Source organism: Pseudomonas sp. GW823-FHT04A03 (genome assembly GCF_058796615.1).
The window spans coordinates 151,550-164,415 of record NZ_JBXAIV010000004.1; the positions used below are offsets into that span (position 1 = coordinate 151,550).

The 12,866-nt window shown below is 60.4% G+C and carries 11 protein-coding genes; 3 read left to right on the plus strand and 8 right to left on the minus strand.

Annotation, left to right across the window (positions count from 1 at the left end; translation table 11 throughout):
- Positions 1 to 518: 518 nt before the first annotated feature.
- From AC1Q9F_RS13360 to amaB, 7 genes are all read right to left on the minus strand, one after another.
- On the minus strand, positions 519 to 1,235 hold the full coding sequence (locus tag AC1Q9F_RS13360) for an ABC transporter ATP-binding protein (RefSeq protein ID WP_007950655.1): 717 nt from the start codon (positions 1,233 to 1,235) through the stop codon (positions 519 to 521).
- Positions 1,232 to 2,104: an ATP-binding cassette domain-containing protein gene (locus AC1Q9F_RS13365; RefSeq protein WP_064593137.1), complete on the minus strand. Its 873-nt coding sequence runs from the start codon at positions 2,102 to 2,104 to the stop codon at positions 1,232 to 1,234. The genes AC1Q9F_RS13360 and AC1Q9F_RS13365 overlap by 4 nt, the downstream gene beginning before the upstream one ends.
- Complete coding sequence (gene livM / locus AC1Q9F_RS13370) at positions 2,101 to 3,402, minus strand: high-affinity branched-chain amino acid ABC transporter permease LivM (protein ID WP_007950660.1); 1,302 nt, start codon at positions 3,400 to 3,402, stop codon at positions 2,101 to 2,103. Before livM ends, AC1Q9F_RS13365 begins: the two co-directional genes overlap by 4 nt.
- A gap of 3 nt (positions 3,403 to 3,405) precedes the next feature.
- Complete coding sequence (locus AC1Q9F_RS13375) at positions 3,406 to 4,320, minus strand: ABC transporter permease subunit (protein WP_007950661.1); 915 nt, start codon at positions 4,318 to 4,320, stop codon at positions 3,406 to 3,408.
- A 237-nt stretch (positions 4,321 to 4,557) separates the two neighbouring features.
- A complete protein-coding gene (locus AC1Q9F_RS13380; protein WP_127796765.1) occupies positions 4,558 to 5,691 on the minus strand; it encodes an ABC transporter substrate-binding protein in 1,134 nt (377 codons plus the stop codon).
- Positions 5,692 to 6,055: 364 nt separating this feature from the next.
- Positions 6,056 to 7,339, minus strand: coding sequence for an L-pipecolate oxidase (gene amaA, locus AC1Q9F_RS13385; RefSeq protein ID WP_492620130.1), 1,284 nt, complete (start codon positions 7,337 to 7,339; stop codon positions 6,056 to 6,058).
- A gap of 164 nt (positions 7,340 to 7,503) precedes the next feature.
- Positions 7,504 to 8,994 carry an L-piperidine-6-carboxylate dehydrogenase gene (amaB, locus tag AC1Q9F_RS13390; protein ID WP_492620129.1) on the minus strand — a complete coding sequence of 497 codons (1,491 nt, stop codon included), beginning with the start codon at positions 8,992 to 8,994 and terminating at the stop codon, positions 7,504 to 7,506.
- A 161-nt stretch (positions 8,995 to 9,155) separates the two neighbouring features.
- Here amaB and AC1Q9F_RS13395 point away from each other — a divergent pair, with 161 nt between their 5' ends.
- From AC1Q9F_RS13395 to nadE, 3 genes are all read left to right on the plus strand, one after another.
- Complete coding sequence (locus AC1Q9F_RS13395; protein ID WP_207984868.1) at positions 9,156 to 10,061, plus strand: LysR family transcriptional regulator; 906 nt, start codon at positions 9,156 to 9,158, stop codon at positions 10,059 to 10,061.
- Between the two features lie 107 nt (positions 10,062 to 10,168).
- Positions 10,169 to 11,392 (plus strand): nicotinate phosphoribosyltransferase, encoded by a 1,224-nt coding sequence (gene pncB / locus AC1Q9F_RS13400; RefSeq protein WP_492620128.1) that lies wholly within the window; start codon positions 10,169 to 10,171, stop codon positions 11,390 to 11,392.
- Positions 11,393 to 11,396: 4 nt separating this feature from the next.
- On the plus strand, positions 11,397 to 12,224 hold the full coding sequence (nadE, locus tag AC1Q9F_RS13405) for an NAD(+) synthase (protein ID WP_085611050.1): 828 nt from the start codon (positions 11,397 to 11,399) through the stop codon (positions 12,222 to 12,224).
- 55 nt (positions 12,225 to 12,279) lie between these two features.
- Here nadE and azu read toward each other — a convergent pair whose 3' ends face one another.
- Positions 12,280 to 12,726 (minus strand): azurin, encoded by a 447-nt coding sequence (azu, locus tag AC1Q9F_RS13410; RefSeq protein ID WP_064593127.1) that lies wholly within the window; start codon positions 12,724 to 12,726, stop codon positions 12,280 to 12,282.
- Positions 12,727 to 12,866 lie beyond the last annotated feature (140 nt).

The following is a 12,866-nucleotide window of genomic DNA, read 5'->3' on the forward strand; positions in this document are numbered from 1 at the left end:
CACAAGGCTTTGCGGGCGATCTGGAAAGTTTTTTGCTTGACCCTGAACAACCTGTTGTGCCGGGCAGGGCATTTTGCACGACCGGCCGGTCATGGCCATGATTGCGCGAGGCCAGCAATTACGGCCCTTAGCCGAGTCTTTCCAGAGTTTAATCACAGACTTATCCACAGGATTGACCACAGCCATCAGCGCTGTTTTGCGCCCCCATAAAAAGGTTGACAAACAGGCCTTCCCCTCAGCAAAAACACACTGATCAAAAAACAACCACAGCGCTACGAGCCACGGATTCAAAGGCTTTCAGCCAGCTACACCCACGTTATTCACAGCCAGCTCCACAGCAAACGGGGACAAGTCAAAACTGTGGAAAAACAGCCATTTGCAGCGGCTTTATGTCGCGCTTTGGCAGGTTGGCGATTTTGTTTTCCACAATTTCCCGAAAGTCCTGGTTTTCAGTGAACGAGCAGACGCAAAAAAGCCCCGACACTCACGCATCGGGGCTTGTGGACAACTTCAAACGATCAGTGACCGCCGAGGTAAGCGTTACGCACCTCCTCGTTCACCAGCAGCTCCTTGCCGGTGCCCGTCAGGCGGATCTCGCCGTTGACCATCACGTACGCCCGGTCGGACAGTTTCAACGCATGGTTGGCGTTCTGCTCGACGAGGAAAATGGTCATGCCGGTTTTCGCCAGTTCCCGCAGGGTGGCGAAGATCTGTTTCACCACGATCGGCGCCAGGCCCAGGCTCGGCTCATCCAGCAGCAACAGCTTGGGCCGGCTCATCAGCGCCCGGGCGATGGCGAGCATCTGTTGCTCGCCGCCAGACATGGTCATCGCGCGCTGCGTGCGGCGCTCTTCGAGCCGCGGGAACAGCTCGAACATGCGCTGCATGTCTTCCTTGGCGTACTTGTCGCCGATCGGAATGGTGCCCATCAGCAGGTTTTCCTCGACGGTCATGTCGGGAAATACCCGCCGCCCTTCCGGCGACTGCGCGATGCCGTTGGAGGCGATGTAGTGCGATGACTTGTGGGTAATGTCCACGCCTTGATAGAGGATCTGCCCGCCCGCCGCCCGTGGCTGACCAAAGATCGACATCAGCAGGGTGGATTTGCCGGCACCGTTGGAGCCGATCAGGCTGACGGTTTCTCCTTCGTTGATCTGCAGCGAAACGCCTTTGAGGGCCTGGATCGGGCCGTAGAACACGTCCAGATCCTTGAGTTCGAGGATGGGTTGCGTCATACGACTTCCTCTTCGTCGGCGCCCAGGTAGGCAGCGATCACTTTCGGATCGTTACGAATGGCATCCGGCCCGCCCTCGGCGATGACGATGCCGTGGTCCAGCACCACGATGTGATCGGAAATGCTCATTACCATGCCCATGTCGTGTTCGATCAGCACCACGGTCAGATCGTGCTCGTCGCGCAGCAGCCGGATCATCGCGCTCAGCGCTTCGGTTTCCTGAGGGTTGAGGCCGGCGGCCGGTTCGTCGAGGCAGATGATCTGCGGCCGCGTGCACATGGCCCGGGCGATTTCCAGACGGCGTTGCTGGCCGTAGGAAAGCTCACCGGCCAGACGGTTGGCGCAGTCCACCAGATCCACCACTTCCAGCCAGTAGAACGCGCAGTCCAGCGCATCGCTTTCGGCCTTGCGATAGCCCTTGGTGTTGAGGATGCCGGCCAGCATGTTGCGGTTGACCCACATGTGCTGGGCCACCAGCAGGTTTTCCAGCACCGACATTTCCTTGAACAGGCGAATGTTCTGGAACGTCCGGGCCAGGCCCGCGCGATTCACCAGGTGGGTGCCGCCGAACATCTTGTAGTACAGGCGACTGGCAAAGTTTTTCGGCGAGACGAAGTCGGTCGGCTTGAACGATTCGCCCAGCAGCTGGATGACGTTGGTCTGCCGGCCGCGCACGTTGAGTTCGATCTTGCCGCCGGAGGCCTTGTAGAACCCGGTCAGGCAGTTGAACACCGTGGTCTTGCCGGCGCCGTTGGGGCCGATCAGGGCGAAGATCGAGTTGCGTTTGACCTTCAGGCTGACATCGCTCAAGGCCTTGATGCCACCGAAGTGCATCATCAGTTTTTCAACAGAGAGTACGACTTCACTCATGGCGCAGTCCTCTCATAGTGAATGGCACCTTTGCGTGGAGTGACCCCGGTACGGCTGATGCGGATCAGCCCGCGAGGTCGCCAGATCATCATCAACACCATCAGGATCCCGAACAGCAGCACGCGGTACTCGGCGAAGCCGCGCAGCAGCTCCGGGGCTACCGTCAGCACGAATGCTGCGATCACCACACCGATGGTCGAGCCCATGCCGCCGAGCACCACGATGGCGAGGATCAGCGCCGACTCGAAGAAGGTGAACGAGGTCGGGTTGACGAAGCCTTGGTAGGTGGCGAAGAACACACCCGCCAGACCCGCCGTGGACGCACCGATGGTGAACGCCGAGAGTTTGACCAGCACGTGGTTGAGGCCCATCGAGCGGCAGGCGATCTCGTCTTCACGCAGGGCTTCCCAGGCGCGGCCGACCGGCATCTTCACCAGACGATGTTTGATGTACAACACGGCCAGCACCACCAGGAACAGCACCGCATAGATGAAGTAGTACTTCACGTCCGGGTTGTAGGCGATGCCGAAGAACTCGTGAAACGGTACCCCGCCATCCTTCGCCCGCTTGCCGAATTCCAGACCGAAGAAGGTCGGCAGTGGCGCCGGCATGCCGTTCGGGCCGCCGGTCAGGGACAGCCAGTTGTTGAGCACCAGACGAATGATTTCACCGAAGCCCAGGGTCACGATCGCCAGGTAGTCGCCGTGCAGGCGCAATACCGGGAAACCGAGGATGCAACCGGCAAGGCCAGCGGTGATCGCCGCCAGCGGCAGCACCGTCCAGAAGCCCAGCCCGAGGTACTGATAACCGAGCGCCAGACCGTAGGCACCAATGGCGTAGAACGCCACGTAACCGAGGTCGAGCAGGCCGGCCAGACCGACCACAATGTTCAGTCCCAGCCCCAGCAACACGTAGATCAAACCGAGGATGACCACGCCCAGCAGGTAGGAGTTGGACACGAACGGCACGGCCACGGCCAGCACGATCAGCAGCGGGATGATCCAGCGCAGGCGGGATTTGTGATCGGCGGGCAACACATGCACGCCGGAACCGGTGCTCTCGAATCCTTCGAGGATGCGCAGGCCCTTGGGGGTTTGCAGGAACAGGCTGAGGGCAAAACGGCCGGCCATGACGATGGCGATGATCCACGCCACGCGGGTCGGTTCGAGGTTGAAGCTATAGCCGTCGAGTACCACGCCGACAATCGGCCCGAATACGATCAGGGCGATCAGACCGGCGAGAATCGCCTCAACCAGGCTTTTTTTGACATCAATGGATTTTGTAGTGGTTGAAGACATCGCTTACACCTTCGACACAAGAGGACGGCCCAGCAGGCCCTGAGGCCGGAAGACCAGAACAAGTACGAGCAGCGAGAAGCTGAACACGTCTTTGTAGTCGGAGTTGACCAGGCCCGAGAACAGCGACTCGGAGATCCCGAGGATGATCCCGCCCAACATGGCGCCAGGCAGCGAGCCGATCCCGCCGAGCACCGCAGCGGTAAATGCCTTGATGCCGATAACGAAGCCTGCGTAGAAGTCGAACGTGCCGTAGTTCATGGTGATCAGCACGCCGGCCAGAGCCGCCATCGCTGCACCAATGATGAACACATAGGAAATCACGCGGTCGGTGTTGATCCCCAGGATCGAGGCCATCTTGCGGTCTTGCTGGGTGGCGCGGCACATGCGGCCGAGCTTGGTGTACTTGATCACGTAGGTCAGCAGGCCCATCCCGACGAACGCCGCGACGAGAATGAAGATCTTGGTGTAGGTCAGCTGGACGAAGCCCGAGCCGACGTCGATGCGCCAGGCGCCGGTGAGCAGTGTCGGAACACCCTGTTGACGGGCGCCCTGGCTGATCTGGGCATAGTTTTGCAGGATCAGGGAGATACCGATGGCGCTGATCAGCGGTGCCAGTCGGGTGGAGTTGCGCAGTGGTTTGTAGGCGATGCGTTCGATGACCCAGCCATACACCCCCGTGACAACGATGGTGAAGACCAGTGTGCCGAGCATCAGCAGCGGGAAGGATTCGATACCGAAGTAAGCCAGCAGAGCCAGACTGATTGCCGCGAGGTAAGCGGAAATCATGTAAACCTCGCCGTGGGCGAAGTTGATCATGCCGATGATGCCGTAGACCATTGTGTAGCCGATGGCGATCAGGCCATAGACCGACCCGAGGGTCAGGCCGTTGACCAGTTGCTGCAGGAAAATACCATCCATAACGCAATCTCACGCAGTGAGAACCTGCACACCCGGGGGCGCGCGGTTCTTCTAGGAAAAATACAGATTTACGTCGGAGCAATGTCAGAGCGCATTCAGCCCGACCACCACAGGATCCTGTGGGAGCGAGCTTGCTCGCGAAAGCGGTTAAACATTCAACACGGATGTTGCCTGTGATTCCGTCTTCGCGAGCAAGCTCGCTCCCACATGGGTGGGATCAACTGATCGCGTCAGCCCTTACTTCTGTTTTTCCAGCTGGTGATATTTGCCGGTCGCGTCCCACTGGTAAACCACGTAGTCGGAGACTTTCAGGTCGCCCTTGGCGTCCCAGGTCTTCTCGCCCATCACGGTTTTCACAGGGTTGGCTTTCAGCCATTTGGCAGCGTCTTCGCCCTTGTTGGACTTGGCGCCGTTGAAGCCGGCGGCCAGGGCCTGAACCGAAGCGTAGGCGTACAGGGTGTAGCCTTCAGGCTCGGTGCCGGCCTTGCGGAAGGCATCCACGACAGTCTTGCTTTCCGGCAGCAGGCGCGGGTCGGCGCCGAAGGTCATCAGCACGCCGTCGACGTATTGCGGGCCGCCAGCGGTGGTCACCAGTTCGTCGGTCACGATGCCGTCGTCAGACATGAACTTCACGTCTTTCAGGCCTTCGGTACGCAGTTGCTTGACCAGTGGACCGGCTTCCGGGTGCAGGCCGCCGAAGTAGACCACGTCGGCACCGGCCGCACGGATCTTGGTGACCACGGCGCTGAAGTCTTTCTCGCCACGGGTCAGGCCTTCGTACAGCACCGGCTTCACGCCGCGTTTTTCCAGCTGAGCCTTGGTCGCATCGGCCAGGCCCTGACCGTAGGTGTCCTTGTCGTGCAGCACGGCCACTTTCTTGCCCTTGAGCACGTCGACGATGTAGTCGCCGGCCACGATGCCTTGCTGGTCGTCACGGCCGCACATACGGAACATGGCGCTCAGGCCGCGCTCGGTCACTTGCGGGTTGGTGGAACCCGGGGTGATCGCGATGATGCCGGCTTCGTCGTAGATCTCGGACGCAGGAATGGTGGAGGACGAGCAGAAGTGGCCGACCACACCGGCGACTTTCTGGTTGGTGAGGTCCTTGGCGACCGTCACCGCCTGTTTCGGCTCGCAGGCGTCATCGCCCTTGACCAGGACGATCTTCTCCCCGTTGACGCCGCCCGCCGCGTTGACCGCGTCGGCCGCCGCTTGTGCCCCTTTCATGTACTGTTCGCCAAATGCCGCGTTGGCGCCCGTCATCGGACCCGCCACACCGATTTTCACATCAGCTTGTGCAAACGCAGAAACACCCAGCGCAGTAGCCACTGCGAGGGCCAGAAAGCCTTTCTTGTAAAACGTCTGGGACATGAGGTGGTGCTCCAAGGTTTTTTTTAGTTGGCACTGCGACTTCACTTGAATGCTCAGAGCAAGGGCCGTGCCATCGGTTTTTTATTCTTCAAAAAGTCGCTGCTTTCTTGTTATTTCGACTGTTTCGTTCCCATTTTCATTGGGCGTGCAACCGTCTAAACCGCGGAAGGTGAAACCAATTATTTTTTCAGGCGCAACCCGCGCGCGCCATCATTGCAACCGCGGTGCCAAACGACGTGCAACCAGCCTGTAACAGCCCGCGTCACCGAACTGCACACTGCTGGTGCGGGACTGCTACAACCCGCACCATTACAGGCTAGTCGCTACATCGAAAAGCGCCGCTTCCGGCAACATATTTCAACACTCAAATGACGATCCGCAGGCACTGGCCCGCGTGATACAGCGAGAACCCGGCCTCGTACAGACAACTGCGCAAGCCCACACCCGCCAGGGGCTGCATCGGTGCGAAGGGAATCGGCAACGCCTGAGGATTTCCGTTACACAGGTAATCGGCGAAGGCCTTGCCGACCACGGTGCCGGTGGTCACGCCGCGACCGTTGTAACCGGTGACGGCCACCAGTCCGGGGGCCGGCTCGAACAGGCGCATCAGGTGATCGGGAGTGAAAGCGATGCGCCCGGTCCAAGTGCATTCCCACTCCACGGGTTTGAGGTTGGGGAAGTAATGCTGCTGCACCCGGTCGGCCCAGGCCTTGAGAAACCAGGTCGGTTTCTGATTGCCGTTGCCGAGACTGCCCAGCAGCAGACGACCATCCTTGTCACGGCGGATGCTGCTCAGCACCTGACGGGTATCCCACGAGCCCTGCCCGCCCGGGAGGATTTCATGGGCGGCGTCTTCGGTGAGCGGCACCGAAGCGACCTGATAGTAGTAACCGGGGAAGAAGTTGCGCTTGAGTTCGGTCCAGTCGCCTTCGGTGTAGGCGTTGGAGGCGATCACCACTTGTTCGGCGAGCACCGAACCCTGCTCGGTCTGCACCGACCATTGCTGACCCTGGCGTTCAAGACGTGCAACCGGAGAATGATCGAACATTTGCCCGCCAAGATTCATTACAGCGTTGGCCAGCCCGGTGACGTATGCCATCGGATTGAGCGTACCGGCGCGCCGGTCGAGCAATGCGGCGGCGATCTTCTGTGTACCGGTCGCCTGTTCACAAGCCTTGCCGGTCAACAGTTCGACCGGCGCACCCCGGCGTTTCCACTGTTCTTCGCGACTGCGCAGATCCGCCTCGCCCTTGGCGTTGTGCGCCATGTGCAGGGTGCCTTCGCGGCGCAACTGGCAATCAATGTTGTACTTATCCACAAGGCTGAACACCAGCGCCGGCGCCGCACCGAGCATGCGGTTGAGCTGACTGCCGACCGCCTCGCCGAAGCCGGCCTCGATCTCGTCCGGCGGAATCCACATCCCGGCGTTGACCAGTCCGACGTTGCGCCCGGAGCCGCCATGCCCGGCACGATGGGCTTCGAGCACGCAGACGCTTTTGCCCTTCTCCAACAGATGCAGCGCCGCCGACAGCCCGGTAAACCCGGCGCCGATCACGCAGACATCGACTTTGACCTCGCCACTGAGCGCCGTGTTATCCGGTCGTTGCGGCGTGAGTTTTTCCCACAGACATTCTTCGCGTAACGGCATTGCCAGACTCCAACAGAAACCTAACAAACACACAGTTCAACAATGTGGGAGCGAGCCTGCTCCGGGCGGCGCTCCGACGAAAGCGGCGTTTCAGCCAACTTTGATGTCGACTGAACCACCGCATTCGCGAGCAAGCTCGCTCCCACAGGGGGAATATCCAACTGTCAGTCGAACGTAATGCCCTGCGCCAGCGGCAACTCCAGCGAATAGTTCACGGTGTTGGTCTGGCGGCGCATGTAAGCGCGCCATGCATCCGAGCCCGACTCACGACCACCACCGGTTTCTTTTTCACCGCCAAACGCGCCGCCGATTTCCGCGCCGCTCGGGCCGATGTTGACGTTGGCGATGCCGCAGTCGCTGCCGACCGCCGACATGAATTTCTCGGCCTCGCGCACATCGGTGGTGAAGATGCACGACGACAGGCCCTGCGGCACGGCGTTGTTCAGGCGCAGTGCCTCTTCGAAATCGCTGTAGCCGACCACGTACAGAATCGGCGCGAAGGTCTCGCTGCACACCACGTCGCTCTGCTCCGGCATTTCAACAATGGCCGGCGCCACGTAGTAGGCATCCGGGAATTGATCTTCCAGTTGGCGCTTGCCGCCGAACACCCGACCGCCCTCGCTCAGCGCCTGCTCCAGCGCGTCCTGCATGTTTTCGAAGCTGTGCTTGTCGATCAGCGGGCCGATCAGGTTGCCTTCCAGCGGGTGACCGATACGGACTTTGGAGTACGCGGCTTTGAGGCGGGTGACGATTTCTTCTTTCACCGATTCATGGGCAATCAGGCGACGCAACGTGGTGCAACGCTGGCCGGCGGTGCCGACGGCGCTGAACAGAATGGCGCGCACGGCCATGTCCAGATCGGCGCTCGGGCCGAGGATCATCGCGTTGTTGCCGCCCAGTTCGAGAATGCTGCGGGCAAAGCGTGCGGCGACTTTCGGCGCCACTTCGCGGCCCATCCGGGTGCTGCCGGTGGCACTGATCAGCGCGACACGCGGGTCATCCACCAGCGCTTCGCCGGCATCACGACCGCCGATGATTACCTGGCTCAGGTGCGCCGGGGCATCGCTGAAATTCTTCAGTACGCGCTCGAACAGCGCCTGGCAGGCCAGCGCGGTCAGCGGGGTTTTCTCCGATGGTTTCCACACCACCGGGTTGCCGCAGACCAGCGCCAGCGTGGTGTTCCACGCCCACACCGCGACCGGGAAGTTGAACGCACTGATCACGCCGACCACGCCCAGCGGGTGCCAGGTTTCACGCATGTGGTGGCCCGGACGCTCGGAGGCGATGGTCAAGCCGTACAACTGGCGGGACAGGCCGACGGCGAAATCGCAGATGTCGATCATCTCCTGCACTTCACCCAAGCCTTCCTGAGTAATCTTGCCGGCCTCCCAGGAAACCAGTTCGCCAAGATCATTCTTGTATTCACGCAGGACTTCGCCGAACTGACGCACCAGCTCGCCGCGACGCGGGGCCGGCACCTTTCGCCATTGTTCGAACGCATGATCTGCGCGACTGATGTGCTGCTCGACTTCGGCCGGGCCTTCCCAGTTCACGGCGCCGATACGGCTGCCGTCGATGGGCGAATGCACCGGCACTTTGCCGTTCTGGTACAGGGCCGGGTTCACACCTAGACGATCAAGCAATGCGGCAACCATGGGTCACTCCTCAAGCAAAAAACTGAATGTGTGCGGGCGCGTTTTCACGACCGGGCAGACCTTTAGTTGTAGCGTCAGGAAGGCTGTGCAACAAACGACCTTTACGCGAGATATCATTCCGTTTATTCATGCTGCGCAGAAAGACAAGAAAAGGATCGCCCATGCTGAACAAACGCCACTTGCCGTCGATCACCGCGTTGCAGTGCTTCGAGGCCGTGACCCGGCACCTGAGTTTCACCCGGGCCGCCGAGGAACTGAACCTGACCCAGAGCGCTGTCAGCAAGCAGGTGGCGCAGCTCGAAGAATTGTTACAGCACTTGTTGTTTCGTCGGGTACGCCGCCGTTTGCAGATGACTCCGGCCGGCGATCTGTACCTGGTGGAAGTCAGAAAAATCCTGACCCAGGTCGAGATGTCGACGCATTACCTGCGCTCCTACGGCGGCGAAACCGAAGTCCTGCGCGTCTCCACGCCCTCGACTTTCGGCGCCCGATGGCTGGTGCCCCGCCTAAAGGGCTGGCGTTTGCGCCATCCGTCGATTCATCTGGACCTGTGCAACGAACAGGAAGCCGATGACTTGCTGCAAGGGCGCAGCGACCTGGCGTTCTATTTCGGCCAGGGTTCACGCCCCGGCACCGAGTGCCTGAAGTTGTTCGGCGAAGAGCTGGTTCCGGTTTGCGCGCCCGGCAGCCTGCCGGACACGCCGTTGACTGATCCAACGCAACTCACCGATCTGGTACTGCTGCAGAATGCTTCGCGCCCGCAAGCGTGGCACGACTGGTTCGACAGTCAGGGCTACCAGACCGAACACAGCTACCACGGCCCGCGTTTCGAAACCTTTTATATGTGCATTCGCGCCGCGCAGGTCGGCTGCGGCGTCGCCCTGCTCCCGAGGTTTCTGGTGGAAGAGGAATTGGCCGACGGCAAACTGGTCATTCCCTGGCAGCATGCAATGCCCAGCACCGACGCCTATTACCTGGCCTACCCGGAACACGCGGCGGAAGTGCCCAAGGTGCGGGATTTCGTGAAGTGGATGCTGGAGCAGATCGACGGTCCCGATGCGGTCTGAGGCGCTGTGCCGGGATAAAAATCGCTGGCAATCCCCACCCCGGATATGCGCCACTAGCGCCATTGATTGATACCGCGCCAACGCGCGGCCCGTCTGGAGACCCCGTTATGAGCGAGAGTGTGTTTGCCGATCGCATCGTGCAGAACCTGCTCGACACCGACTTCTACAAACTGACGATGATGCAGGCGGTGCTGCACAACTACCCCAACGTCGAAGTCGAATGGGAGTTCCGTTGCCGTAACAGTGAAGATCTGCGCCCGTATCTGGCGGAGATCCGCTTTCAGGTCGAGCGTCTGGCCGAGTTGAGCCTGAGCGCCGATCAGTTGAGCTTTCTTGAGCGCATCTCGTTCCTCAAGCCGGATTTCCTGCGTTTCCTCGGGCTGTTCCGTTTCAACCTGCGCTACCTGCACACCGGTATCGAGAACGGCGAGCTGTTCATCCGCCTGCGCGGGCCGTGGCTGCATGTGATTCTGTTTGAAGTGCCGCTGCTGGCGATCGTCAGCGAAGTGCGCAACCGCTATCGCTACCGCGAAACGGTGCTGGAACAGGCTCGCGAACAGCTTTACCGCAAGTTCGACTGGCTGACCGCCAATGCCTCGGCGGAAGAATTGTCGCAGTTGCAGGTCGCCGATTTCGGCACCCGTCGCCGGTTTTCCTACCGCGTGCAGGAAGAAGTGGTGAACGTGCTCAAGCACGATTTCCCCGGGCGTTTCGTCGGCACCAGCAACGTGCACCTGTCCCGCGAACTGGACATGAAACCGCTGGGCACCATGGCCCACGAATGGATCATGGCGCACCAGCAACTCGGCCCGCGACTGATCGACAGCCAGATCGCCGCCCTCGATTGCTGGGTCCGCGAGTATCGCGGCCTGCTGGGGATCGCCCTGACCGACTGCATCACCACCGACGCGTTCCTCGGCGATTTCGATCTGTTCTTCGCCAAGCTGTTCGACGGTTTGCGCCATGACTCCGGGGATCCGGTGCAGTGGGGCGAAAAATGCATCGCCCACTATCACAAGCTCGGCATCGACCCGATGAGCAAGACCCTGGTGTTCTCCGACAGCCTGACGCTGCCCAAGTCGCTGGAGATCTTCCGGGCGCTGCGCGGTCGGATCAATGTCAGCTTCGGCATCGGCACCAACCTGACCTGTGACATTCCGGGTGTCGAACCGATGAGCATCGTGCTTAAAATGACCGCCTGCAACGGCCAACCGGTGGCGAAGATCTCCGACGAGCCGGGCAAGACCCAGTGCAAAGACCCGAATTTCGTCGCCTATTTGCGACACGTTTTCCAGGTTCCTGCCGTTTCCAGCCTTTCTAGCAAGGAGTGAATTCATGCAAGCCGTACAGCGTGAGATTGCTGAACAGCTCAACGTTCAGCCGCCGTTCGCCGATTACCAGGCCCTCGAAGCGGAAGTCGCCCGACGCATCACCTTCATTCAGGACTGCCTGACCAATTCCGGACTCAAGACCCTGGTGCTGGGCATCAGCGGCGGGGTCGATTCGCTGACCGCAGGGCTGCTGGCCCAGCGCGCCATGCGTGAACTGCGTGAGCGCACCGGTGACGAGGCCTACAAGTTCATCGCCGTGCGCCTGCCGTATGACGTGCAGTTCGATGAACACGACGCCCAGGCGTCGGTGGACTTCATCGCCCCGGACGAACGCCACACCGTCAACATCGGTCCGGCGGTGAAATCCCTGGCCAGCGAAGTCGCAGCCTTCGAAGGCAAGCACGCGGTGTCGGTGGACTTCGTGCTCGGCAACACCAAGGCGCGCATGCGCATGGTCGCCCAGTACACCATCGCCGGCGCGGCTCACGGCCTGGTGATCGGCACCGACCACGCGGCGGAAGCGGTGATGGGTTTCTTCACCAAGTTCGGTGACGGCGCCTGCGATCTGGCCCCGCTCAGCGGTCTGGTGAAAAACCAGGTTCGGGCGATCGCCCGCAGCTTCGGCGCACCGGAATCGCTGGTGGAAAAAGTGCCGACGGCGGATCTGGAAGACCTGTCGCCGGGCAAGCCGGACGAGGCGTCCCATGGCGTGACCTATGCCGAGATCGACGCCTTCCTGCACGGCGAGCCGGTGCGTCAGGAAGCGTTCGACATCATCGTCAACACCTACAAAAAGACTCATCACAAGCGGGTCATGCCGTTTGCGCCTTGAATCCGGGGCATAAAAAAAGCGTCCTTCGGGACGCTTTTTTTTGACCTTGTGTTGCTTACTTCAGGGTCACGGTGCCTTTCATCATCGAGATGTGGCCCGGGAACGAGCAGAAGAAGCCGTACTTCTCGTCAGCCTTGAGCTTGGACACATCGAAGGTCACCGAGTCGGTTTCCTTGGCGCCGATGATCTTGGTGTGAGCGATAACGCGCTCGTCACCGTCCTTCAGGTAGTTCTTGTCGATGCCGGCGGCCAGGCCGTCGGTGGCGATCGGCTGCATGTCGGCTTCTTTGCTGATCACCAGGTTATGGCCCATGACGTTCTTCGGCAGGCTGCCGGAGTGGGTCAGCTCGACGGTGAAGGTCTTGCAGCTCTTGTCGATTTCGATGGCCTTGGTGTTGAAGGACATCTGGTCGGTGGAATCAACGGTGGTTTTGCACTCGGCAGCCATCAATTGGCTGCTGGCCAGCGCCAGCAGGGATACCGCAACAACTTTGGAAAACATGGTGAATCTCCAAGGCAGGGTTAACAAAAACACGAATGGTTGGAAGACTGCCTGAAATCTTCGCAAGTTCCTATGACTTGAGTCAAAAATTGTATACAACTTTCAGGCTATGACACTCATCGAAACAATCTAACAGCCAG

Excerpts from the sequence above, each read along its gene's own strand:
- AC1Q9F_RS13380 (WP_127796765.1), bottom strand. The coding sequence starts at position 5,691 with ATGTCCCAGACGTTTTACAAGAAAGGCTTTCTGGCCCTCGCAGTGGCT.
- nadE (WP_085611050.1), top strand. The coding sequence starts at position 11,397 with ATGCAAGCCGTACAGCGTGAGATTGCTGAACAGCTCAACGTTCAGCCG.
- AC1Q9F_RS13365 (WP_064593137.1), bottom strand. The coding sequence starts at position 2,104 with ATGAGTGAAGTCGTACTCTCTGTTGAAAAACTGATGATGCACTTCGGT.
- AC1Q9F_RS13375 (WP_007950661.1), bottom strand. The coding sequence starts at position 4,320 with ATGGATGGTATTTTCCTGCAGCAACTGGTCAACGGCCTGACCCTCGGG.
- azu (WP_064593127.1), bottom strand. The coding sequence starts at position 12,726 with ATGTTTTCCAAAGTTGTTGCGGTATCCCTGCTGGCGCTGGCCAGCAGC.
- AC1Q9F_RS13395 (WP_207984868.1), top strand. The coding sequence starts at position 9,156 with ATGCTGAACAAACGCCACTTGCCGTCGATCACCGCGTTGCAGTGCTTC.
- amaA (WP_492620130.1), bottom strand. The coding sequence starts at position 7,339 with ATGCCGTTACGCGAAGAATGTCTGTGGGAAAAACTCACGCCGCAACGA.
- livM (WP_007950660.1), bottom strand. The coding sequence starts at position 3,402 with ATGTCTTCAACCACTACAAAATCCATTGATGTCAAAAAAAGCCTGGTT.
- AC1Q9F_RS13360 (WP_007950655.1), bottom strand. The coding sequence starts at position 1,235 with ATGACGCAACCCATCCTCGAACTCAAGGATCTGGACGTGTTCTACGGC.
- pncB (WP_492620128.1), top strand. The coding sequence starts at position 10,169 with ATGAGCGAGAGTGTGTTTGCCGATCGCATCGTGCAGAACCTGCTCGAC.
- amaB (WP_492620129.1), bottom strand. The coding sequence starts at position 8,994 with ATGGTTGCCGCATTGCTTGATCGTCTAGGTGTGAACCCGGCCCTGTAC.